General features: G+C 70.5%; 23 protein-coding genes and 1 pseudogene. 14 read left to right on the top strand and 10 right to left on the bottom strand.

Annotation, left to right across the window (positions count from 1 at the left end; genetic code table 11):
- Positions 1-59: 59 nt before the first annotated feature.
- A complete protein-coding gene (locus M1L60_RS35750; RefSeq protein ID WP_253241979.1) occupies positions 60-779 on the bottom strand; it encodes an acetoacetate decarboxylase family protein in 720 nt (239 codons plus the stop codon).
- A 65-nt stretch (positions 780-844) separates the two neighbouring features.
- Here M1L60_RS35750 and M1L60_RS35745 point away from each other — a divergent pair, with 65 nt between their 5' ends.
- The 4 genes from M1L60_RS35745 to M1L60_RS35730 all read left to right on the top strand — a co-directional run bounded on the left by M1L60_RS35745 (position 845) and on the right by M1L60_RS35730 (position 4,926).
- Positions 845-2,023 (top strand): NAD(P) transhydrogenase subunit alpha, encoded by a 1,179-nt coding sequence (locus M1L60_RS35745; protein WP_253241978.1) that lies wholly within the window; start codon positions 845-847, stop codon positions 2,021-2,023.
- A complete protein-coding gene (locus tag M1L60_RS35740) occupies positions 2,020-2,304 on the top strand; it encodes an NAD(P) transhydrogenase subunit alpha part 2 (RefSeq protein WP_253241977.1) in 285 nt (94 codons plus the stop codon). Before M1L60_RS35745 ends, M1L60_RS35740 begins: the two co-directional genes overlap by 4 nt.
- On the top strand, positions 2,301-3,692 hold the full coding sequence (locus tag M1L60_RS35735; RefSeq protein WP_253241976.1) for an NAD(P)(+) transhydrogenase (Re/Si-specific) subunit beta: 1,392 nt from the start codon (positions 2,301-2,303) through the stop codon (positions 3,690-3,692). The genes M1L60_RS35740 and M1L60_RS35735 overlap by 4 nt, the downstream gene beginning before the upstream one ends.
- An 82-nt stretch (positions 3,693-3,774) precedes the next feature.
- Positions 3,775-4,926 (top strand): alpha/beta hydrolase-fold protein, encoded by a 1,152-nt coding sequence (locus tag M1L60_RS35730; protein WP_253241975.1) that lies wholly within the window; start codon positions 3,775-3,777, stop codon positions 4,924-4,926.
- A 15-nt stretch (positions 4,927-4,941) separates the two neighbouring features.
- Here M1L60_RS35730 and M1L60_RS35725 read toward each other — a convergent pair whose 3' ends face one another.
- Entirely contained in the window at positions 4,942-5,889 is a 948-nt protein-coding gene (locus tag M1L60_RS35725; RefSeq protein ID WP_253241974.1) for a hypothetical protein, read from the bottom strand.
- A 32-nt stretch (positions 5,890-5,921) separates the two neighbouring features.
- Here M1L60_RS35725 and M1L60_RS35720 point away from each other — a divergent pair.
- Positions 5,922-6,425: pseudogene (locus tag M1L60_RS35720) on the top strand (aminoglycoside phosphotransferase family protein); the annotation flags it as partial.
- Positions 6,426-6,783: 358 nt separating this feature from the next.
- Here the strand turns inward: M1L60_RS35720 and M1L60_RS35715 are convergent.
- The gene (locus tag M1L60_RS35715; protein WP_253241973.1) at positions 6,784-7,215 is read right to left on the bottom strand and encodes a deaminase; all 432 of its coding nucleotides are present in this window, start codon (positions 7,213-7,215) and stop codon (positions 6,784-6,786) included.
- A 198-nt stretch (positions 7,216-7,413) separates the two neighbouring features.
- On the opposite strand from M1L60_RS35715, the gene M1L60_RS35710 reads away from it, so the two are divergent.
- The gene (locus M1L60_RS35710; protein WP_253241972.1) at positions 7,414-7,755 is read left to right on the top strand and encodes a hypothetical protein; all 342 of its coding nucleotides are present in this window, start codon (positions 7,414-7,416) and stop codon (positions 7,753-7,755) included.
- Positions 7,756-7,819: 64 nt separating this feature from the next.
- Here M1L60_RS35710 and M1L60_RS35705 read toward each other — a convergent pair whose 3' ends face one another.
- The 3 genes from M1L60_RS35705 to M1L60_RS35695 are packed head-to-tail and all read right to left on the bottom strand — an operon-like array spanning position 7,820 to position 11,978.
- Positions 7,820-8,575, bottom strand: coding sequence for a sulfite exporter TauE/SafE family protein (locus tag M1L60_RS35705; protein ID WP_253241971.1), 756 nt, complete (start codon positions 8,573-8,575; stop codon positions 7,820-7,822).
- The gene (locus M1L60_RS35700) at positions 8,572-9,081 is read right to left on the bottom strand and encodes an LURP-one-related/scramblase family protein (RefSeq protein WP_253241970.1); all 510 of its coding nucleotides are present in this window, start codon (positions 9,079-9,081) and stop codon (positions 8,572-8,574) included. The genes M1L60_RS35705 and M1L60_RS35700 overlap by 4 nt, the downstream gene beginning before the upstream one ends.
- A gap of 11 nt (positions 9,082-9,092) precedes the next feature.
- Positions 9,093-11,978, bottom strand: coding sequence for an alpha-mannosidase (locus M1L60_RS35695; protein ID WP_253241969.1), 2,886 nt, complete (start codon positions 11,976-11,978; stop codon positions 9,093-9,095).
- A gap of 1,608 nt (positions 11,979-13,586) precedes the next feature.
- On the opposite strand from M1L60_RS35695, the gene M1L60_RS35690 reads away from it, so the two are divergent.
- On the top strand, positions 13,587-14,159 hold the full coding sequence (locus tag M1L60_RS35690) for an NADPH-dependent FMN reductase (RefSeq protein WP_253241968.1): 573 nt from the start codon (positions 13,587-13,589) through the stop codon (positions 14,157-14,159).
- On the opposite strand, the gene M1L60_RS35685 is transcribed toward M1L60_RS35690, so the two are convergent.
- Positions 14,134-16,110, bottom strand: a complete 1,977-nt coding sequence (locus M1L60_RS35685; RefSeq protein ID WP_253242000.1) for an AfsR/SARP family transcriptional regulator — start codon at positions 16,108-16,110, stop codon at positions 14,134-14,136. The genes M1L60_RS35690 and M1L60_RS35685 overlap by 26 nt on opposite strands.
- A gap of 289 nt (positions 16,111-16,399) precedes the next feature.
- Between M1L60_RS35685 and M1L60_RS35680 the strand changes: the two genes are divergently transcribed.
- The 4 genes from M1L60_RS35680 to M1L60_RS35665 all read left to right on the top strand — a co-directional run bounded on the left by M1L60_RS35680 (position 16,400) and on the right by M1L60_RS35665 (position 20,157).
- On the top strand, positions 16,400-17,275 hold the full coding sequence (locus M1L60_RS35680; RefSeq protein WP_253241967.1) for an alpha/beta fold hydrolase: 876 nt from the start codon (positions 16,400-16,402) through the stop codon (positions 17,273-17,275).
- Positions 17,276-17,284: 9 nt separating this feature from the next.
- Positions 17,285-17,836 (top strand): RICIN domain-containing protein, encoded by a 552-nt coding sequence (locus M1L60_RS35675; RefSeq protein ID WP_253241966.1) that lies wholly within the window; start codon positions 17,285-17,287, stop codon positions 17,834-17,836.
- Between the two features lie 79 nt (positions 17,837-17,915).
- Positions 17,916-19,163, top strand: a complete 1,248-nt coding sequence (locus tag M1L60_RS35670) for a hypothetical protein (protein ID WP_253241965.1) — start codon at positions 17,916-17,918, stop codon at positions 19,161-19,163.
- Between the two features lie 7 nt (positions 19,164-19,170).
- Positions 19,171-20,157, top strand: a complete 987-nt coding sequence (locus M1L60_RS35665) for a TIGR03617 family F420-dependent LLM class oxidoreductase (RefSeq protein ID WP_253241964.1) — start codon at positions 19,171-19,173, stop codon at positions 20,155-20,157.
- Here the strand turns inward: M1L60_RS35665 and M1L60_RS35660 are convergent.
- The 3 genes from M1L60_RS35660 to M1L60_RS35650 are packed head-to-tail and all read right to left on the bottom strand — an operon-like array spanning position 20,129 to position 21,222.
- Positions 20,129-20,437 carry a hypothetical protein gene (locus M1L60_RS35660; RefSeq protein WP_253241963.1) on the bottom strand — a complete coding sequence of 103 codons (309 nt, stop codon included), beginning with the start codon at positions 20,435-20,437 and terminating at the stop codon, positions 20,129-20,131. The genes M1L60_RS35665 and M1L60_RS35660 overlap by 29 nt on opposite strands.
- Positions 20,431-20,826, bottom strand: coding sequence for an alpha/beta hydrolase (locus M1L60_RS35655; protein ID WP_253241962.1), 396 nt, complete (start codon positions 20,824-20,826; stop codon positions 20,431-20,433). The genes M1L60_RS35660 and M1L60_RS35655 overlap by 7 nt, the downstream gene beginning before the upstream one ends.
- A 15-nt stretch (positions 20,827-20,841) precedes the next feature.
- Positions 20,842-21,222 (bottom strand): DUF427 domain-containing protein, encoded by a 381-nt coding sequence (locus M1L60_RS35650; RefSeq protein WP_253241961.1) that lies wholly within the window; start codon positions 21,220-21,222, stop codon positions 20,842-20,844.
- Positions 21,223-21,449: 227 nt separating this feature from the next.
- Between M1L60_RS35650 and M1L60_RS35645 the strand changes: the two genes are divergently transcribed.
- The 3 genes from M1L60_RS35645 (at position 21,450) to M1L60_RS48055 (ending at position 22,734) form a co-directional block, all read left to right on the top strand.
- Complete coding sequence (locus tag M1L60_RS35645; RefSeq protein WP_253241960.1) at positions 21,450-21,824, top strand: hypothetical protein; 375 nt, start codon at positions 21,450-21,452, stop codon at positions 21,822-21,824.
- 61 nt (positions 21,825-21,885) lie between these two features.
- Positions 21,886-22,353, top strand: a complete 468-nt coding sequence (locus M1L60_RS35640) for an aminoacyl-tRNA deacylase (RefSeq protein WP_253241959.1) — start codon at positions 21,886-21,888, stop codon at positions 22,351-22,353.
- A gap of 30 nt (positions 22,354-22,383) precedes the next feature.
- Positions 22,384-22,734, top strand: a complete 351-nt coding sequence (locus tag M1L60_RS48055) for a UBP-type zinc finger domain-containing protein (protein ID WP_308208586.1) — start codon at positions 22,384-22,386, stop codon at positions 22,732-22,734.
- Positions 22,735-22,744 lie beyond the last annotated feature (10 nt).

The following is a 22,744-nucleotide window of genomic DNA, read 5'->3' as shown; positions in this document are numbered from 1 at the left end:
ATCAGGCCGCCGCGGACGAGGGCCGGACAGTGATCGGCGGAATCCAGTAGCGAGGGCGGCTAGCGAACTTCGGTGAACTCGCCGAGGGGGCCGTGGAGGCGGGCGGCGTGCACGGTCAGCAGGGGTTTGCGGGTCATGCCCAGGGCTTGCATGCGCTCGGCCATCGGGTGGTCGGAGTTCAGGCGTACGCGGGAAGCGCCCCGGCCCAGACGCGCCCCCGACAGCTGCATGGGCACCTGGCCGCGCAGCAGTTTGCCGGCCTGGGCGCCGTGGTCGAGATAGGACCAGGCCGGTAGCGCCGCCTGGACGGCGAACGGCAGGCGCAGCCGGCCGTGGCGGAAGGACGCGCGCACGACCTCGGTGGCCCGGTCGCGGACGACGACGTCGGTCTCCATTTTCGAGAAGCGCAGGTCGGCGTCCATCAGCCACTTGGGCAGGGCCCAGAAGTCCTGTCCCGCCTCGCGGGTGAAGGCCCCGGTCACCGGCAGGTCGACCAGGTGCAGGCCGGGCGGGCCGGACGGGCCGCGCACGAACAGGCCGACCCCGACCTCGTCGTACGACTTGAGCGCGAACTCGTCGTAGTGGATGCACATGATCATGGTCAGGGCCCGGCCGAACAGCGAGAACGGGCGCAGCGGGGTGTCACCCAGCACCGGGCGGGCATTTTCTCGAGGGGCAGTGAACACCGCCGCCGTCAACCGGGCCGAGGTGATCCGCACCGGGAGGGTGACCTTCTCGCCCTGAATGGTCCACACACCGTCGCCGACCCGCTCCGCCATGCGGCGACCCTATCGGTAGCGGGGTGGCCGGGCGAAGCCGGAAGTGGTAGGGCTTCGATATGTCGATGACGACAGTGGGAGTCCTGCGCGAGACCGCCCTCCGTGAACGACGGGTGGCGCTGACCCCGGACGGCGTCGCCCGCCTGCGCCGCGGTGGCGAGTTCCGGGTGCTGGTCGAGGCGGGCGCGGGGCGCCCGGCCTGGTTCGACGACCGGGCGTACGCCGAGGCGGGCGCCGAGATCGGGTCGAGGCACCAGGTGTACGACGAGAGCGACGTGCTCGTGGTCGTCCGTCCGCCCGACGACGTGGCCGCCATGCCGCCCGGCCGCATCCTGATCGGGCTGCTCGATCCGCTCGGCGATCCCGCGCTGACCGAGCTGCTGGCCGGCCAGGGCGTCACCGCGATCAGCCTCGATCTGCTGCCGCGCACGCTGAGCCGGGCCCAGCCGATGGACGCGCTGACCTCACAGGCCAATGTGGCCGGTTACAAGGCCGCGCTGCTGGCCGCCGAGGCGTACGGCGGGTTCTTCCCCATGCTGGTCACGGCGGCCGGCACCACGCGGCCGGCCCAGGTTCTGGTGCTCGGGGCGGGCGTCGCCGGGTTGCAGGCGCTGGCTACCGCGCGGCGGCTGGGCGCGCTGGTCACCGGGTTCGACGTGCGCGAGGCGGCCCGGGCCGACATAGCCTCCACCGGCGCCGCCGTGCTCGATCTCGGCACCGGGCAGAGCAGCGACGACGGGTCCGGGCGACAGCTCGGCTCCGGGCAGAGCAGCGACGACGGGTACGCGCGGCAGTTGGGCGACGACCAGGCCGCGCGGCAGCTGGCCGCGCTGACCGAGGCCGTGCCTCGGTTCGACGTGGTCATCACGACCGCGAAGGTGCCCGGCGGCCGGTCCCCGCTGCTGGTCAGCGACGAGGCGCTGGCCGCGATGAAGCCGGGCTCGGTGGTGATCGACCTCGGCGGCAACGTGGCCGGGGCGGCCGCCGACACGCGGACCGTGACCGACCACGGGGTGACGGTGATCGGCGCCCCGAACCTGGCCTCGACCGTGCCGGTGGCCGCCTCCACCGCGTACGCCCGAAATGTCGTGGCCGTGGTCGGCGGCCTCATGCCCGAGGGCCGGCTGCCCAGCGACAGCACCGACGAGGTCCTCGCCGCGGTGCTGGTGACGCACGAGGGCGAAGTAGTGCATCCGCGCCTGCGCGTTCAGAACGAGCCCGATCACCAGGAGGAGACCCGATGAGCCCGCTGTTGCTGGCCGACCTGACCGTCTTCACGCTCGGCCTGCTCGTCGGGTTCGAGGTGATCAGCAAGGTGCCGGCCACCCTGCACACGCCGCTGATGTCCGGGGCCAACGCCATCCACGGCGTCGTGCTGGTCGGCGTCATGCTGCTGGCCGCGACCATCTCGACCCCGGCCGGTTACGCGCTGCTGGCCGTGGCCGCGTTCTTCGCCGCCATGAACGTGGCCGGCGGCTACGTCGTGACCGACCGCATGCTGGCCATGTTCCGGAGCCGGGCATGAGCGCCTTCGACACGATCGTCCACCTGGTCTACCTGGCCTGCGCCACCGCCTTCGTGATCGGCCTGCACCTGATGAACGCGCCCGCCACGGCCCGGCGCGGCAACCAGGTCTCGGCGGCCGGCATGGGCCTGGCCATCCTGACCACTGTCGTCGTGCTGATCGAGGGCGGGCGGATCAACGCGTACGCGGCCTGGGCGCTCGGCCTCGGCACGGCCGGCGGCGCCGTGGCCGGCCTGGTCGCGGCGCGCGTGGTCCGGATGACCGCCATGCCCCAGCTGGTCTCGCTGTTCAACGCGGTCGGCGGCGGCGCCGCGGCCCTGATCGCGCTGGGCGAGCACCCGGCGTCGACCCAGGCCGAGGTGACCGGGGTGCTCGACGTGCTGATCGGCGCGCTCACGTTCAGCGGCTCGCTGATCGCCTCGGGCAAGCTGGCCGGGCGCGTGCCGGGCCGTCCGATCGTCGTCCCGTACGGCCGGTTGATCTCGATCGCGCTGGCCGTGGTGGCCGCGGTCATGGCCGTACTGGTGGTCGGATTCGACGGGGGAGCGCCCGCGCTGTGGGGGGCCGCGGCGGCCGCGCTGGCGGCCGGGGTGCTGCTCACGCTGCCGATCGGCGGCGCCGACATGCCGGTGGTGATCTCGCTGCTCAACGCGTGCACGGGCACCGCGGTGGCGATGGCCGGGTTCGTGCTGGAGAGCACGCCGCTGATCATCGCCGGGGCGCTGGTCGGCGCGGCCGGGGCGATCCTGACCAAGCTGATGGCCGACGCCATGAACCGGCCGATCAGCGCGATCATCGCGGGTGGCTACGGCACCGGGGACGCGGTCGCGGTGGCCGCCGGGTCGGGGTCCGCGGCCGTACGCGAGATCACCGCCGACGACGCGGCCATCCAACTCGCGTACGCGGGAAGGGTTGTGATCGTCCCTGGTTACGGGCTCGCCGCGGCGCAGGCCCAGCACGAGGCGGTCGCGCTGGCGCAAGCGCTGACCGAGCGGGGGGTCGAGGTGTCGTACGCGATCCACCCGGTCGCCGGCCGCATGCCCGGGCACATGAACGTGTTGCTGGCCGAGGCCAACGCCCCCTACGAACAGCTGGCCGACCTCGAGGAGAGCAACCCCGGCTTCCCGCGTACGGACGTGGCGCTGGTCATCGGGGCCAACGACGTGACCAACCCGGCGGCGCGGCGCCCCGGCAACCCCGTGTCGGGCATGCCGATCCTCGACGTCGACCGGGCCAAGAGCGTGATCGTGATCAAGCGGTCGTTGGGGCACGGTTACGCGGGCATCGACAACGAGCTCTACGCCGATCCTCGCACGGCGATGCTGTTCGCGGACGCCAAAGCGGGGCTCGGCGCGCTGCTGGCCGGGCTCTCGGCGTACGCCGGATAGATCGTTTCCTTGACATCGAAAGATCGTGTTGAAACTCTCGGTGGCGGATCGCTCACCCTCCGCCTGCTTCGGGAGTGCCGCCGTGCAGAGTCCGCAGATCGCCGCGTTGCTCGACGACCCCGCCTCGCTCGACGAGTTCTGGCAGCGGGTGACCATCGACGGCACGCCGCTGATCGAGCCCTGGCGCGACGGATCGCGCCTGGTCACGTTCCTGTGGCGGGGGCAGGCGGGCAGCACGCGGGTGTGGTGGGGGCTCGACTTCCCGCTCGAGCGGATGCCCGGCACCGACCTCTGGTACGCGACCCGGGTGCAGCCGTCCGACCTGCTCACCATCTACTGCATCACGCACGACGGCTCGAAGGCCCTGCCGACCCACACGCACGGCTCGGGCGAGTCCCACGTAGACCCGTTCAACCCGCACCGGCAGTTCTTCCCGGGCGAGCCCGGTGACCCGGACGATCCCGACGCCTGGCTGTCGGTGCTGTCCCTGCCCGACGCGCCGGGCGAGCCCTGGCTCGAGCCGCGCCCCGGCGTGGCCGCGGGCACGATCGTCGACGCCCCGCTGTCCCCGCCGGTCGCCGTCTACCGGCCCGCCGGCATCCCGACCGAGGGCCTGCCGGTGCTGGTCGTCTTTGACGGCTGGATCGCGCGGGTCGTGCAGCACACCCCCACGATCCTCGACAACCTGATCGCGGCGGGCGAGATCGCGCCGGTGGTCGCCCTGTTCGTCAGTAATTACTCGGCCACCCGCGACGAGGAGCTGACCCCGGGCTCCGAGCACTCACGCTTCATCACGGACGAGCTGCTGCCCTGGGCCCGCACCGAACTCGGGGCCGGCGCCGACGGCCGGGCCAACGTGATCGCCGGCGTGTCCCGGGGTGGTCTGGCCGCGGCCGGCATCGCACTGCGCTCGCCCGAGCTGTTCGGCGGGGTGATCTCGCAGTCGGGCAGCTTCTGGTGGCCGTCGGAGAACCCGGGCGGGCTGATGCGTGAGGTGGCGCAGCGCCCGCCGGCCGACATCCGGTTCTATCTGGACGTCGGCATCCTCGAGACCATGGCCGCGCCGGGCGGGGGCCCGAACCAGATCGACGTCAACCGGTCCATGCGGGACGCGCTGCGGCAGCGGGGCTATTCCGTCTCGTACGCCGAGTACAGCGGCGGGCACGACTACGTGAACTGGCGCCGCACCTTTGTCGACGGCCTGATCGCGGTGGCCGGCGTCCACGCATCCTAGGGTGTATCTGGCGGATCACGCGGGGCTGCGGCGTGGCCCAGCCCGCGCCTGACGGCGGCCGCAGAACGGCCCAATACAACACCGGTATTGGACCGCCCTGCGGCCGACGCCAGCCACGACCTGGACCTCGCCTCGCTCCCACGTGATCCGCCAGATACACCCTAGGGCCAGCACTGCGACGCCGGCGAAGATCAAAGCGGCTCCGACCGCGGTTCTGGCCGTCGGTTTGTGGTCCGAGAGCGCGGCCATCGCGATGACGAACAGGATGCCGGTCTCGCGCAGGGCGGCGATCGCCGGCACCTCGGCCGCGGCGACCAGGGCGATCGCGGCCAGGGCGAGCCCATGGGCGGCGAACGAGCCCAAGCCGATCACCAAGGTCACCGGCCGGAGGTTGTCCCGGACGGCCCGCGGACGGGCCAGGGCGGTCACGACGACCAGCGGCGCCATGGTCAACCAGAAGTACGGGGCCGGGTCGGCATGCCGCAGGCCGAGCGAAGCGACATACGTGTAACAGGTCAGCGAGACCGCCACCGGAGCCGCCGCGAGCACCGACCGCCGGTTCGCGCCGGACGCGGTGAGCAGGATCCCGCCGCTGATGACCAGGACGCCCAGGCCCGACCACGCGGGCAGCCCGGTGCTGGGCAAGGTCAGGAGCAGCACCAGTACGGGGGCCAGCCCGCGCGCGACCGGATAGGCGGCGTGCACGGGCGCGCGGGCGTAGGCCACGTTGAGCAACAGGAAGTATGTAACCGAGAAGCAGGCCGAGACGGCCAGGTAGCCCCAGGCCGCGTCGTCGACCCGCCACCGGGTCAGGGCGAGCGGCGTCCACGCGATGAACCCGAACGTGTTCGCGGCGATGGTGACTTCGAACCCCTTGGGCGCCCCGGCCAGCAGCACATTCCACAGTGCGTGCAGCAGCGCCGACGAGAGCACCAGCCCCAGCGCGAGCGGTGGCAGCCCCATACCGCCAGTCTGGTCCCTCTAGGGTGTCCTGCATGGAGATCCTTTCCGGCGGCGGCATCAATGAGGTGGTCCGCATCGGTGACACCGTGCGCCGCCCGACGGGCCCGTGGTCACCGAATGTGCACGCGCTACTGCGTCATTTGAAGGATTTCCCCGGAGTGCCGCGGGTGATGGCCGAACCCGCGGACGGCTACGAATACCTGTCGTACCTGCCCGGCGACGTGTCGAACTATCCGGCCACCCCCGCGGCGGCGTCACAGCCGGCGTTGATCAGCGCGGCCAAGCTGCTCCGGGCGTATCACGACGCGACGGCGGCCTACGCCGCGACGGCCCCGCGTGAAGGTTGGCAGGTTCCCGCCCGCGACCCCGTCGAGGTCATCTGCCACGCCGACTACGCCCCCCACAACTGTGTCCTCACCGGCGACGAGGTGACGGGGATGTTCGACTTCGACTTCGCCCACCCCGGCCCGCGCCTGTGGGACGTGGCGTACGCCGTCTACCGCTGGGTCCCACTGACCGGTTCAGGCAACGTTGTGGAGCAGACCATCCGCCTCGGCCTCTTCTGCGACGCGTACGGCCTGGACACTCCGGGCCGTGCCGCCCTCATTCCCGTGGTCGCCACCCGCCTGCACGCCCTGGTCACCTTGATGCGCACCGAGGCCGAGGCCGGCAACGAGGCCTTCGCCTCCCACCTGGCCGACGGCCACCACCTGCTCTACCTGGCCGACGCCGACTACGTGCTGGCCGAGCGCTCGACCCTCAGCCCCGTCGTCCGCGCAACCAACCCGAGGTTCGGGGGGGGGGGGGGGCCCCCCCCCCCCCCCCCCCCCCCCCCCCCCCCCCCCCCCCCCCCCCCCCCCCCCCCCGAACCGTCCCACCGCAACCACAGGCGGCTCAGAGAAGGTGGGCGTTGGCGGCTCGGGCCCGCTCGGCGAAGGCCGGCAGCTCGACCACTTCGACACCGGCCGCGGTCAGCAGCGCCACACCCTCACACGTCACGAACAGATCCGGCTCGCGCCAGGCCAGCACCACCCGCGGGATCCCGGCCGCGATGATCAGGCTCGTGCAGGTGGCATCGGGCCGGCTCGAGCGTTTCGAACAGGGCTCCAAGCTGCTGTAGAGCGTGGCTTGCCGCAGATCCACATTTGCTCGGAGCAGCGCCGACTCTTCGGCATGCACCATGGGGTCGACGTCCCGCGACCAGCCACGAGCAATCTCGACACCGTCCGGGCCGACGATCACGGCCCCCACGGCAAAGGCGCTCGACGAACGCGGCGACCGATGAGCCAACTCCACCGCGCGGCTCATCCAGCGCTCGTCATCCATGTCGTTCCCATCGGCACCCGTACGGAAAGTGCGGCCTTTCACGCAACCAGCACCGGCTCGCAACTTACGCGATTGCCCAAGCTCGATGACCCGCGGTGCTCATTTGTCGAGCGGCGTCGCGCGGCGCGCGGATAGCCTGCGCTTGATCAACCTCGGGACTCCCCGGTCGCCCTGTGCGCCTGGACGGGGGAGAAGCTGATGTCGTGGAGTGACCGGCCGCTGTCCCGTGATCAGATCCTCGACCAGGTCACCCTGTACTGGCTGACCGGCACCGCGGCGTCGTCGGCCCGCCTGTACGCGGAGAGCATCGAGACCGTCTCGGCCTGGATCACCGGGACGCGGATCGACCCCGTACCCGTGCCGGTCGGTGCTTCGATCTTCCCGGCCGAGGTCCCGCGAGCGTCCCGGCGCTGGGCCGCACGCCGCTACCCCGACCTCCGGTACTGGTCCGAACACGACCACGGCGGCCACTTCCCGGCCCTGGAAGCCCCCGAACTGCTCGTCGCCGACCTACGCGCCTTGTTCCGCCCCTTGCGCTGACCGCTGATCGCACCCGTCGCCCGCAACGTTGATCACCGACCGCGTGCTTGACGAGCCTCGGCGGTCAGGTCACGAACAGGATCACGGCGACGGTGATGGCGAAGACGACGATGGTCCAGCGGAGCACCTCGCCGGGCAGGTGGCGGGCGATCTTGGCGCCGGTGAAGCCGCCGATGACGGTGGCGGGGGCCAGAACGGCGACGACGGCCCAGTTCACCGGGCCGAAGATGCTGTAGGTGAGCACTGTCGTCACGCCGACGACGGCCGAGAAGACGTTCTTGAGCGCGCTGATCCGGCGCAGCGGTTCGTCCAGCACCAGGCTCAAGGCCGCGATCAGCAGCAGACCCATGGCCGCGTTGAAATAGCCGCCGTACAAGCCGCACAGGAAGACCGCCACCTGCACCTGCACGGTCACCGCGCGGGCCGACTTGTCCCGCGGATGGCCCGCCAGCGCGCGCAACCGCCCCTGGAAAGCCATCATCGCGGCCGCCAGCAGCAACAGGAACGGCACCACGACGTCGAACACGCTGCGCGGCGTGAACAGCAGCAACGCGCTACCGCACAGAGCGCCGACCACGATCGTCGGGATGATCGACAGGATGCGGCGGCCCTGCCCGGTCAGGTCGGGGCGGCTGCCCACCGCGCCGGCCGCGTAACCCGGCGCCACCGAGAGCGCGTTGCTGACGTTGGCCGCCACACCGGGCAGGCCCAGGGCGACCAGCAGCGGGAAGGTGATGAGCGACCCGCCGCCGGCGATCGAGTTGATCGCGCCGGCGGTCAGGCCGCCGCCCAGCAGGGCGAGGATCTCGCCGAGGGTCAATTGTCCTCGTCGTTCTTCTTGTCGCGCTCGCGCTCGCGGTCCAGGGCGAGGTCGAGGGCGAGCACGCTGCCGATGATGAGCAGCGGCTCGATCCCGGCCGCGACCTGCACGGCGTACGTGTCGCGGATCGTCAGCCACCGCTTCGACACCGCGGCCACCTCCTCGCCGCCGCGCTCGATCACGTACTCGTGGTCGAGCAGGTCACCCTTCATCTCCAGGTCGTCGGGGCCGGGCACGTCGATGGTGAACTTCTCGCGGAACGGCGTGAACAGCTTCTTGCGGACCTCGGCCGCCTTCTCGCCGCCGATCCGGATCTCGTACGTCGCCCGCAGCGCCACGAGATGCCGGTGCACCGTGGCCACCTCCTGGCCGGACGGGTCCTCGATCACCACCTTGTTGCGGACGCTCAGCACCTTCCCGTCGACGTGGAAGACCTTGTTCCCGTGCTCGTCGAGCACGTCGAAGTCGTCGCCGATCGAGAAGAACTTCTCCCTGATGACATACATGCCCCGATTCTTCATGATCGCTGGGTCAGGCGCAGAGTGCTGATCTGGAACGGGCCGAAAGTGAGCGCCTCGCTCACCGCCTCCGGATGCCGTTCGAGCAGGTCGGTCTCGCTGATCGTGACGTCGAGATCCGTCACCAATCGAGCGATTGCGCGTCCGCCGCGTGTTTCGTGGGCGCGGACGATCACATCGCCGCTGCGGTCGTCGGCCAGCTTGATCCAATCGATCACCGCGTGGCCCGACTCCAGCTCCAGCGACACCAGCGGCTCGATGTCGGGCACGGCGTCCAGCCGCGGGGCGTTCAGGTCGTCGGCCGCGGCCCGGGTCACCGTCTCGTCCCCGGCCACGACAGCGAACCGCAGCGTGTGCCGCCCCCGATCCGTGTCCGGGTCCGGGTAGCGGGGCGCCCGCAGCAGGGTCGGCCGGATGTCGGTGCCACCGGAGATCCGGCGCACATCACACCCGTACGTCGAATCGTTGATCACCCCGATGCCGAGCCCCGGCTCGCTGACGTGCACCCAACGGTGCGAACACACCTCGTACTGCGCCTCGTCGGCCAGCGTGTTCTCGTGGGTCGGCCGCTCGATCGAGCCGTATTGCGTCTCGTACCGCGCCCGCAACCCGTGCACCGCCACCGGAAAAGACAATTTGAGCAGGTGTTCCCGTTCCTGCCAGTCCACATCAACAGTGATCTCCAGCCGCGGCTGGCCCACTTCCATGGCGTACGTCGTGACGAAGGTCGAATCGCCACGGCGGTGCGTGACGACAATCGTGTCGTCGGTGACCCGCATGCCCGCGAATTCGAGCGGCACCGGGCGTCGTAGCACGTGCCGATCGACGTCCCAGGCATCCCATTGCACCGGTTCGTCGCGGAACAACTGCAGCACCCCGAGCGGCCCGGCCGCCATCTCCCGCCCGGTGCGCAGATCGATCAGCGACTCTACGTTTCCGTCCGCATCGAACGACGCGCGCACAATCCCGTTGTCCAGAACGGCATTTTCGCCCGGCCGTACGGTTTCGCGATCGCGCACGATCCGCCAGTCCACCACCCGGCCCGGCGCGCCCGATCCCTCGACCAGCGCCCGCAATTGCTTCTCGAGCCGGGCGTACGTCTCGCGGGCCTCCCGATGCACCCACGAGATCGACGAGCCGGGCAGGATGTCGTGGAACTGGTGCAGCAACACGGTCTTCCACGCTTCTTCGAGCTCGGCGTGGGGATAGGGCACGTCATCGCGTACGGCGGAAACCGCTCGCAGATATTCGACCGTGCGCAGCAGAGCCTCGGCCCGGCGGTTGCCCTGTTTCATCGCGATCTGCGAGGTCAGGGTGCCGCGGTGCAGTTCGAGATACAGCTCGCCGGCCCACACGGGTGCGTGGTCGCCCAGCTCGGCCTCGGCCGTGGTGAAGAACTGTTCGGGCCGGCCGAGCTCGACCCTGGCCGCACCTTCCAGATCGCGGAAGCGGTGCGCGCGGGCCACCATTTCACGGTTCGGGCCACCCCCGCCGTCGCCGTATCCGAACAGCAGCAGCGAATGGTCCGAGATGGCCTTGTCGCGGAAATTGCTGACCGCATGCCGCAGTTCTCCCGCGGTCACCTCGGCCGAATACGTGTCGGCCGGCGGGAAATGCGTGAGAATGCGAGTCCCGTCAATGCCCTCCCAGGCGAAGGTGTGGTGCGGGAAGACGGTGGTGTCGTTCCACGACAGTTTCTGAGTGAGGAACCACCGGTAGCCGGCCCGGCGCGCGATTTGCGGCCACGCCCCCGAGTATCCGAAGCTGTCGGGCAGCCACACCAGCTCGGACTCGTGCCCGAACGTCTCGGCGAAATACCGCTTCCCGAAACTGATCTGCCGCACGAGCGACTCACCGCCCGGCATCACCGCGTCGGACTCGACCCACATGCCGCCAACGGGAACGATGCGCCCCTCGGCGACGCGCTGCCGCACCCGTTCGAACAGTTCGGGATGATCCTCCTGCACCCAGGCGTACTGCTGGGCCGACGACATCGCGTACACCAGCTCGGGTTCGGTCTCCATCAATGTGAGCACGTTGGTCAGCGTCCGCGCCACCTTGCGCCGCGTCTCGCGCAACGGCCACAACCAGGCCGAGTCGATATGCGCATGACCGACCGCGGTCATGTGATGGGCGCTGGCGTTCGCCTTTTGCGCGAGTGCCTCTCTCAGCGCCTCGCGCGCGTCCTTCACGCTCGTCGCGTCCAACGCGTTCTCGACCGCGCGCAGGATCTTCCAGTAGCGCTGCTCGTCCGAGCTGAGCTGCGGCAACAGGTCGCCGGTGGCTTCCAGGTCGCGCAGCAAATCGAACACTTCATCGTCGAACGCGCACAGTTTCGCCGCGACCAGCCGATAGGGCTCGGCCTCGTGCGGGCCGGGCTTCTCCCCGTACGTCGTCTCGGCAAATGCCGGAAAATCGAGCACCAACGGATTAGCCGCCGCCTCAACGTAGACAACAAAGCGGCCATCCGCTTCGACAACGCCATCGGGTGCGCCGGGCCCGGTCAGCCGGAACCACACATTGCGCGGATGAAGAGCCTTCAGGGGTACGCCGTCGGCCCGATACACGAGCCCCTCACCCTGCCCACCGACAAAGCGGTCGGACCACCCAAGGTCAAGAACGAGCTCGACCGGCTTGTCCGAAGCCGGCACCCGTCCCTCGACCCGCAGCCACGTCGTGCCCCACCGCGGCCCCCACGTAGCCCCGACCGCCAGCGGCGTATACACAGCCCCGACGGCCCGCGCGGCCGGCACCGGCTCACCGTCACCATCCACCCGCCAGGCCGCCACCTCCACCTCGGCGAGCTGTTCATGAAGCCGAGGCTGAATGCGTTCCCGCACCACCCGCTGGAGCCGAGCCATGACATGAGCCGGATTCAGATGCACACCGACATCTTTGGCCCTCGCCCGCTACTGCGCCACTGCTGCCACATCGCCGCCCGCCCAGGCACGGCCATATCGCCGCCCGCCCAGGCACGGCCACATCGCCGCCCGCCCAGGCTCGGCCGCATCGCCGCGCGCCCAGCGACGCCGCCCGCCCAGGCGCGGCCGCGTCGCTGCCTGCTCAGCCACGGCCCAGGCAACGCCGCCGCCCGCCGCGAATACCCGCCAGCGCAGGCGCCCCGGCGGCACTCGTGGCCTCCCATTTTCGCAGGCAATGCCGGCGGCCCTCGTGATCGCTCCGTCGACTAAGCGATCCAGCTGCCTCGGCCAGCTCCGCTCCGTCGTCGCAGGCAATGTGGGTGGCCCTCGTGATCGTTCCGTCGACCAGGCGATCCAGCTGCCTCGGCCAGCTCCGCTCCGTCGTCGCAGGCAATGTGGGTGGCCCTCGTGATCGTTCCGTCGACTAAGCGATCCAGCCGCCTCGGCCAGCTCCGCTCCGTCGTCGCAGGCAATGTGGGTGGCCCTCGTGATCGCTCCGTCGACCAAGCGATCCAGCCGCCTCGACCAGCTCCGCCGTTACCGTGAGCCCCGCGAGCCGATCCAGCGCCGCCGCGTTGACGTAGGGCGAATAGCTCGCCGATCGTGCTGACCCGACCGGTCGAGTCCATGGAGATCGTGCAGCCGTGCGACGCGTGCGCGGCACGCTCGGTCGAAATCGGCGTAAACGGCCGACGACCACCTGGCGTCTCTTGCAGCCAGTCGCCGAGGCGTCTCCAATCCTCGCCCATGGGTTCAGGGAGGGTGGTGACCAGTTCCTCGGGCGGGACCAGGACCGGCGACGGGGCCGGATCGCGTCCTCGATCTCCTGAGCCTCGTCATCGGACCGCCTCACCTCTCGCCCATCTCGGCACACTGCCGGCCGATGAAGCTTTCCGCCGTTGCGCTCCTTCGAGCCCTTGGCCGCCTCGGTCCGGGCCGCGCCAGACCTCACGGGTAGCGACGCCGTTCGCGAATTCGACCGACACGAGCCGCGACGCGTGGTCGGCCCGGTCTCGGCGCCCTCGGTTGCCAGTTCGTCGTTCCATGCGACGGTCATACAATCTCGCTGACCCGTTCGTGGTGGTGGCGGCCCTCAGCGCGGATCAGAGCCACCCCGCCGCCGATCCGGGCTGAGGTGATCGTTCGAGGATCGCTGCGGGCGGCCGCCACCCGCGCGATCGTCCTTCAGTCCGTCGATCGGGGTTGCCGACCGGCCATGCTGTGCGGCAGCTTGCCGTCGTGGCGTGTGCCGGCCGGTGCGCGCCGTGCGGCAGCTTGCCGTCGATCCGGGCGAGCAGGCCTGTGGCGCGCCTCTTGTGGCCGTGTCATGCCCGCTTCCTCTCGCTGGACAGGAAGTTAGGAGCAGGAGATATGCCCGGACATTCGACAGACGGCCGCTTACCCGGCGCCGGCTACGAGGACGCAATGGATCGCGCGGGCGAAGAAGGGGTAGATAGGCGGGCGCCAGGAATCATAGGGGTGTGATGTATTCGACTCGCCGACGCGGGAAGACTGGCTGCTCGATATTGTTGCGGACGCAAGTAAACGTATGTCGAGGAAGAGGGGCGCGTCGTGAGTGAGCTCAATCTGCTGGTGGTTGTCGGGAGCACGCGGCCCGGACGGGTCGGCCCGAAGGTCGCCGACTGGTTCGTCGACGCGGCCAAGGCCCACGGCGGTTTCCAGGTGAGTGTGGCCGACCTGGCCGACGAGAACCTGCCGCTGCTCGACGAGCCGCACCACCCGCGCCTGCAGAACTACCAGAACGATCACACCAAGCGCTGGAGCGAGAAGGTCGCCGCCGCCGACGCCATCGTCTTCGTGATCCCGGAGTACAACTACGGGCTGAGCGCCGCGTTCAAGAACGCGATCGACTACCTGCACGCCGAGTGGAACTACAAAGCAGCCAGCGTCGTCAGCTACGGCGGCGTCTCGGCCGGCACGCGCTCGGCCCTGCAGTTGCAGAGTTCCGCGTACGCGCTGAAGCTGTTCATGATCCCCGAGTCGGTGAACATCCCGTTCGTGCACAGCCTCGTCCAGGAAGGCGAACTGCGCCCGACCGAGATCATGACCACCGCTTCGACTGCCGTCCTCAACGAACTGGCCAAGGTCTCGACCGCCCTCAAGCCCCTGCGTGAGGCCAAGTAGTCAGGACGTCGTCGATCCGGCCGGCATTGAGCACTCCGCTGCCGGCCGCGATCTGCCCGGCCGCCGGGGCCAGGGCGGCCCGGGCACGCGCGTTTGGCTCGTCGAGCATTTCGGCCGCCCGCGCCACCAGGCACCACAGGGCCTCGGACAGCAGATCGGCCGGCGGGTCCGGGACGGTGCGCAGGGCCGCCCGGGCGTCATCTGTACGTTTGTCGGACAGTAAGACAAATGGCCGAGCCCACGGTTCGTACGGCCCGTAGTCGAGCGTGTGGTCGGGCCGGCCCGACGCCAGCAGGGCGAGGGCGAGCAGCCCATGCTCGAGCCCAGGCATTCCGGCGCCGTTCAGATGGCGCGCGGCGTCCCGGTAGGCGTCCGGACCGCCCGCGCGCATCGCCCGGAACCAGGTCGTGAAGACCGTGACCAGCGGCAGCTCATGCTCTGCGGCCAGCCGATCGGCCCGCGCAGCATGGCCCTCAGCGGCGGCAAAATCGGCCAGCGCACTGCGCGCCTGCAACCGGATCAGATGACCCAGCACCTGGTATGTCGGCGCTACGGGAAGCGCGATCAGTTCAGCGCCGATCTCGTCCCGGACCGGGGCACGGCCGCAGCGCTCGAAGCTCTGCATGAACAACCCGTTGAGCGCGAACGCCAGCAGCGCCGGGTTGCCGACCTCCCGAGCCCGGGCAACCGCCTCTTCGGCCGCCGCCCGCTCGTCCCGCCCCCGCGATTCCAGGGCAATCGTGGCCAGCAGCCGCGCCCGAGCCGCACCGTCCGAGCCCGGTAACGCTCGCCGGGCCGCGGCCACGATCTGAGCAGCCTGCCCGGGATCATCGGACCGGGTCCAGATCGCCGGCACGTCATACGCGCCGATCACGCGAGCAGTCAGCACCGGATCACCCAGCTGCTCAGCCGCCGCGATCGTCGCCAGCCGATGACGCCCGGCCGCCTCCAGCCCGCCACCACCCCCGGTAACCGCGAGATTCCGCAGCAGCCCAACGGTCGAGCCCAGCCGCGCGCGAGCACCCACCGTCCGCTCGTAGTCCGCCGCCGCCTCAGCCCAGACAGAGCCCGCCTCAACCCGGCCCGAAGCCGCGTTCGAGATCACGCCCTTGTCCGGCTTCAGGGCCGAGCCCAGGCTCGAGCCTGAGCTCGAAGCCGAGCCTGAGCTCGAAGCCGCGCTTGAAGTTGATCCCATAGCCGGGGTCGGAGCCGGGGCGAGAGCTACCGGAATCTCCTGGCGCAGGATCGCTGTTTCCAGCTCGCGCAACGCGGGCCCAGGGTCGAGGCCGAGCCGGTCGACAAGTTGCTCACGGGCGCGGCGCAGGACGGCGAGGGCATCGCCTTGGCGTCCCGATGAGTAGAGGGCCAACGCGAGCAGCCGCCATCCCTCCTCCCGCCACGGGTGCTCGGTGACATGAGCTTCCAGATCGGGAACCGCCTCGGCCGGTGGGCGGGCCTCAGCCAGCACTTCGACCGCGCGCAAGCGCAGTTCAGCCAAGCGGGCGCGCTCCGACCGGGCCCACGGCGCCTCCGGGAAATCGGCATAGGCCGGCCCGCGCCACCATCCCAACGCCTCGGACAGCGCGTCCGGACTGCTCACCGCGCCTTCGGGCCGCCGGGCGTCCACCGCGTCGGTCGAAGCGCGCAGAGCCTGCTCGAATTGCCAGGCATCCACAGCGCCGGCCGCAGCGCGCAAGGCATATCCCGGTCCCTCGGTGACCAGCAGGGTTGAGGGGGTCCGGGGCCGGCGGTCGGGCTCGAGTGCGCGGCGCAGGGCGGCGACAAATGTTCGTACGGCGGGAATCGCACCCTGAGGTGGCGCGGTCCAAAGATCGTCGACGAGATGACCGACCGGGACGACCCGGCCTCGCGCCACGATCAGGCGGGCCAGCACGGCGCGGTGCACAGGGCCCTTGAGCGGTACCGGCTCGCCGCTGTCGCGCCAGGCCATGACCGGCCCCAGCACCCCGAACCGTACCGCCACCCGGTCACCGTACAACTCGCTCAATATGCGCTCAGACGCGCACCGAATGCCAGTCGTTCTGCGCACTCGCTCATCCGGCGCTCAGATCCGTGCACCGAACGTCATCTCCGGCGCGAGGAATCGCTCAGCGGCGCTCAGACGTGCGGCTGACGCGCGGGTCCGGCTTCCAGCGCTTAGGGGAACGCGTTACTCGTTCATCCGGCGCCGGTGCGGCTTGCTCATTGGATGCTCATTCGCGCGTCGAAGACTGGGGCGCATGTTCGAAGAGCGCAAAGTACGAGTCGACAATGACGTGGAACTGTTCGTGCGGGTCGAGGGGAGCGGCCGCCCGATCGTGTTGCTGCACGGTTTTCCGCAGACTCACCTGATGTGGCGGCATGTGGCTGCCGACCTGACCCGCGACCACACCGTGATCACCCCTGACCTGCGGGGTTACGGCGCCAGCGACAAGCCCGCCGAAGCCGGTCCGGACACCTACTCGAAGCGGACGATGGCCCGCGACATCGTCCGGCTGGCCGGTGAGCTCGGCTTCGACCAGTTCGCGCTGGCCGGCCACGACCGGGGCGCCCTGGTGGCGATCCGGGCCGGCCTCGACCACCCCCAGCACGTAACCCATCTGGCGTCGCTCGACGTCCTGCCGACCCTGGACATGTGGGACGTGATGCATGGGGTGTCGGCATCGGTCGGCTTCCACCTCTACCTCATGGCCCAGCCGCCCGGCTTGCCCGAACAGATGATCGAGGCGTCATCCGACGCCTTCTTCGGCCACTTTCTCGACCTGTGGATCCAGGACCCGGCGGCGATCCCGCCCGACGTGCGGGCCGCCTACCTCGACGCCTGCGGGAACGCCGTGCCGTCGATCGTGGCCGACTACCGGGCTTCGGCCGGGGTCGACGTCGAGCACGACCAGGCCGATCGCGACGCCGGCCGCGTCCTCACGATGCCCGTGACCGTTCTTCAGCAGGATTGGGGCTCCATGCTGGGCTTCGACGCGGCTGCGCTGTGGAGGGCCTGGGCCCCCGATCTGCACCACCTCCCGGTCAAGTGCGGGCACTTCATGGCCGAGGAGGCGCCCGAGGTGGTCGTCGAGGCCCTCCGCGGCTCGTTCCAGCGACCCGGACAAATCGGATAAACTGCTCGCATGCTTCGTCGTGCACTCGCACTCCTCGCCGCCCTGACCCTGCTCCCGGCCGCCCCGGCCCAGGCCGCACCGATCACACCGGCCGCACCGATGACGCCGGCCGCACCGGTCGCGGCGGCTGCGCCCGCCCCGGTCGACCTGGTCGGGTTGGACTTTCAGGTGGTCAACGCGGGCAGCGGCTGGTGCCTCACCTCGGGCCTGACCGAGCTGCCGTGCGCCCGCACCGACCCGTACCGCTGGCGGTTCCGGCCGGTCGCCGTGGCCAACGAGCTCGAGTTGCTCAGCGTCAGGACCAACCGCTGCCTCGCCATGCCCGGCGCCACCCGGATCGCGGGCGCGCGGGCCGGTCTCGAGCCGTGTGCGCCCGCCGCCTCGCGACGGTGGGCCCTGCGTGACTCGCTGGGCGAGACGGCCAAGATCGTGAACACGGCGACCGGGCAGTGTCTGCAGATCGAGAGCGGCGTGGCCGTCCAGGGCTCCTGCGCCGGCACGGCCGGGTCGCGCCGGTGGACCGTACGGGTGCTGAGTGTGCCGATTCCCGGGCTGATGTGACGAAGGGGATGGATGTGATCGGGGTGCATCTGTTTGGATGCGATCCCGGCCCCGATGCACCATCCCCGAACGGAGCGCGATGCGCCGCGCCACCACCGTCTATCTCGCCCTCGTCACGGTGGGCACGCTGCTGCTCGCCGCGGCGGTGGTCGTCTCGCGACCGGCCACGCCGACCGCGATGGCGGCCCGCAGCAAGCCCGCCACCGCGTACGAGCAGGCCGTCGCGGCCTTGAAGGCGCAGTCCGAGGCGTTGCTGAGCGGCGACGAGACGGGCTGGCTGGCCGCGGTCGACGCGCCGCTCCAGAAGCGTTACCGCAGCATGTTCCGGTCGCTGCGGGCGCTCGACGTGACCCGGTTCGACTATCTGCCGGGGGTCGAGCAGAAGGTCAAGAACCAACTTTCCGTACGTACGGAGATCTCGTACTGCCTCGGCCCGGACATGTGTCCGGGCGCGGCCGGCAGCCAGTGGCAGCAACCGCCGCGCATCGAGCAACGGCTCACGCTGCGGCCGCTCGGGGGCCGCTATGTGATCAGCGCCGTCGCGCCGGGGCCGAGCGACGACCCGCGGCGACCCGCGCCCTGGGAGAACGGCGAGCTGGTGGCCCTGCGCGGCACCCGGGTGACCCTGGTCGCGGCGCCCGCCCAGCGGCGCCAGCTGGCCCGGGTGCTGCCGGTGGCCGAGGCCGCGGCCCGGGTCGACGACCGGTTCGCGGCGCTGATCGGCACGTCGCAGTCCCGCTACCGCATCTATCTGGCCGGCGAGGCCCAGTGGCGCCAGTGGTACGGCGGTGGCCAGGACGACTGGGCCATCGGCCTGGCCATCCCGCTCAACATGCACGGCATCGACGTCATGCTGCGGATGAAAGCGCTGGCCGACAACCCGGTGATGTTGCGCGTGGCTTTGCAGCACGAACTCGGTCACGTCGTGACGCTCTCGGGCGCCTACCGGGCCGACGCCGCCGAGGACACGTGGCTCAGCGAGGGCATCGCCGAGTACATCGGATGGTCGCCGATGAGCGCCTCCGAAACCCTGCGCCGGCACAGCGTGCGATGGGCGCTCAACGGCAAGGCGCGGCCGAATTCGATGGTCCCGTCGCAGCCGGGGCCGGACGCGCCGGCGCGGGCCGGGGACGCCTTCTACGGGCTGAGCCACCTGGCCGCCGACTGCATGGCCCGCAAGTACGGCGACGAGAAGCTCTTCACCTTCGTCCGCCTGGTGCTGACCCAGGACAACGAGTACGACCAGGCCGCGCGCGAGGCCTACGGCGTGCCGTTCGCGACGGTCGACCGGGCGTGCGTGCAGTGGATCCGGCAGCGGATGCTATAGCTGTCCCATGCTCGTTGACTTCGCCGCCGACGTCGCGGCCACGCCGATCCAGGTCGAGGCGGCCGCCGTCGCCGCCGAGAAGGACGGGTACGACGGCTTCGGCGCGGCCGAGACCAAGCACGACGTGTTCCCGGCGCTGGCCCTGGCCGCCCGGGCCACCTCGCGCATCACCGTGCAGTCGGCCATCGCGGTGGCCTTCGCGCGCAACCCGATGAGCGTGGCCGTGCTGGCCAACGACCTGCAGCTGATCAGCGAGGGCCGCTTCCAGCTCGGTCTCGGCTCCCAGGTGCAGCCGCACATCGAGCGCCGGTTCGCGATGCCGTGGAGCAAGCCGGCCGCCCGCATGGAAGAGTTCATCCGCGCGATCCGGGCCATCTGGACGGCCTGGGGCGGCGAGCGACTCGCGTTCCGCGGCGAGTTCTACAAGCACACGCTGATGACCGATTTCTTCAACCCCGGTCCCAATCCGTACGGAACCCCGCCCGTTCTGCTGGCGGCGGTGGGGGAGCGGATGACCCGTGCGGCCGGCCGCGTCGCCGACGGCCTGCTCGTGCACCCGCTGACCAGCGCGGTCTACCTGAGCGAACGCACCCGCCCGGTCCTCCAGGAGGCGCGCGGCGGCGCCCTCGACGATTTCACGGTGTGCCTGTCGGCCATGGTGGTGCTGGGCGCCGACGAGGCCGCCCGGTCCCGGGCCGAGCAGGCCGTCAAGGGGCAGATCGCGTTCTACGCGTCGACGCCGGCCTACCGCCCGGTGCTCGAGACGCACGGCTGGGGCGAGCTGGCCGACCAGCTCAACTCGCTGTCGCGGCGGCAGGCCTGGGCCGAGATGACCGCGCTGATCAGCGACGAGGTGCTCGACACGTTCGCGGTCACCGGTGACGTCGCCGCCGGGTTGCGGTCACGGTTCGGGGACCTGGTCGACCGGATCTCGCTCTACACGCCGTACGATATCGATCCGGCCCTCATCGCGCAGGTGCGGCAGCGGTTGTGAGCTCGTTGTCGAATGTGGCAGCGTCGCCCAGGCCGGGATCGCCGCCGTAACAGCTCCACCTCAGGAACGCGGCCGAGGTGCTGATCACGTCCGGCCGACCGCTGATCTGGTGGCCGCCGTCGGCGATCGTCAGCATGGCCCGCGACCAGGGCACCGCCTCGAACACGGTGCGCGCGGCGTCGTACTGGACCGAGGTGTCCCGGCGGCCGTGGACCAGGAGCATGGCCGCGGGCGGGCCGCTGAACGGCGTACCCAGGAAATCGGTTCCCGAGATCAGCACGCCGGCCCTGAGCCGGTCGTCGCGGTATTCGCTGAACAGGCCGGCCGTGGTGATGCCGCCGCCCGAGTGCCCGGCCCCGCGATCCGGGACGCGTCGACGTTCTCCTTCTCGAGCACCCGGGTGATCACCTCGGACGCGTCCGAAGGCTGATTGACCAGGTCGTACGCATTGAAGCTGGACGTGCCGAGGGCCGTGCGGGGATAACGCGGCGCGGCCACGACGAACCCGGCCCGGGCCCAGCTCGCCAGCAGCGACGCGTAGTCGCCGGGCCGGGACCGCAGGCCGTGGCTGAACAGCACGAGCGGGTGGGGCCCCGGGCCGACCGGGGCCCACACCTGGGTCGGCAGCGCCCGGCCGTCCCGGGCGAACGAGTAGTCGCGCCGCGCCACCGAGCCGAGCTTTGCCTAGGCTGTGATCTCGATCGAGTCGACCCGGTCCGGGTAGAACGCCACGTGGTCCTTGATCTGGGCCACGGCGTCGCGCGGGTTCTCGTAGAGCCAGATCGCGTCGACCGACTTCTCGCCGCCGGCCGGGATCGAGTAGTACGTCGCGTCGCCCTTGTAGGGGCAGTAGGTCGAGGTCGCGGTGCGCTCGATCAGCGACTGGTCGACGTCGCTGAGCGGGATGTACGGCACCGCCGGGTAGGTCGATTCCTGCAGGGTCAGCGCGTCGCGGGAGTCCGCGACGACCTTGCCGCCGACCCTGACCACGATGTGACCGGAGTTCGGCGTGATCGTGATGGGGTGGTCGGGGCCGGGCACGAGCTCGGGACGGCTGTTCGACATGGTGCCTCCTCGGTTGGGTCTCCAGCGGGAACAAGTCGCTCTCCGGCACCTCCATTCCCGCTGTGCTTGGCGCATACCGCTGCCGCCGCGTCAGCCGCGCCCCTGTATTCAAGACAGATATCCCCTCCTCCCTCCACCGAACGGTCTAAAGGCCGCTAATGCCGCATGCCGGGCCGGGCTCCGTGATGGTCTGTGAGGGCAAGATTCGGCTCTAGGAAGGGTGAACCATGAAAGCGGCAACGCGGATTCTGACACTCGCCGGACTGAGCCTGATGACGGGCGCGACGCTCGGGGCTGCACCGGCCATGGCGTCGACATCCGCACCAGACACGGCCATCCGGGCGGCCACGACGGCGGCGGACTCGCCGCGGCGGGACCGGGAGTGGACCGAGGGCTACTACGACACGCGGCGCGAGTGCGAGTGGGCCGGCAAGCGTGGCGAGTGGCGCGACCGGTGGGACGACTACGACTGCGACCGGGTCCGCTTCGGCCCCAACCGGGGTGAGTGGCGGCTGACCGTCGAGAAGTCGTGGGACTGGCGCGACCGGGGCCACGACCGTGACGGCGGCCGCGACCATCACCGCGGTGGCGATGACGACTGAACTTTCGAATGAGGGCCAGGCCACACCCACTCGGGTGTGGCCTGACGCTATTTTCGATCACATGGTTTCCAACCCGGCCGAAGCTGCGGCCATCGAGCTCGGCGTTCCCTACAAGCTGCTGAGCCACGGTCCGGTCAGCAGCGTCGAAGAGGCGGCCGAGGCGCAGGGCGTCGAGGTCCGTGACCTGGTGAAGACGCTGGTGGTGCGGCGGGCCGACGACGACTACGTGTTCGTGCTGGTGCCCGGCGACCGGTCGATCTCGTGGCCCAAGCTGCGGGCGCTGCTCGGCGTCAACCGGCTCTCGATGCCCGACGCGGCCACGGCCAAGGCGGCCACGGGCTACGAGCGCGGCACCATCACCCCGTTCGGCGCGAGCACGGCCTGGCCGGTGATCGCGGATTCGCGTACGGAAGGACGCACGATCAACCTGGGGGCCGGGGAGCGCGGCGTGGGGCTGCAGGTACCGGCCGACGAGGCCGTCGTCAAGCTCGGCGGCAGCTTCGCCGATGTGACGGACGATGCCGCCTGAAGCTCGCGAGGCTGAGGTAAATTCGTGCGCGTGACGAGCCAAGACGCGATCCAGCCCGACGTTCCTCCTTCCGGCACCGGCTGCGTCGAGTGCCTCGATGCCGGCGGGTGGTGGTTCCACCTGCGCCGCTGCGCCCAGTGCGGCCACGTCGGCTGCTGCGACACCTCACCCGCGCAACACGCCACCGCCCACTTCAAGGCGACGGGCCACCCGATCATCCAGTCGTTCGAGCCCGGCGAGGACTGGTTCTGGGACTTCACCACCGAAGAGGCGGGCTCCGGTCCCAAGCTGGCGCCGGCCGACAGCCGCCCGGCCGACCAGACCGTGCCCGGCCCGGCCGGTTCGGTTCCGGCCGATTGGCGTACGAAGCTCAACCGCTGATCGGACGGGC

It is taken from the genome of Paractinoplanes aksuensis, from assembly GCF_024137025.1.
Taxonomy (GTDB): domain Bacteria; phylum Actinomycetota; class Actinomycetes; order Mycobacteriales; family Micromonosporaceae; genus Actinoplanes; species Actinoplanes aksuensis.
Note: the sequence above shows the minus strand (reverse complement) of the source record. Positions and strands in the feature narration are given on the sequence as shown.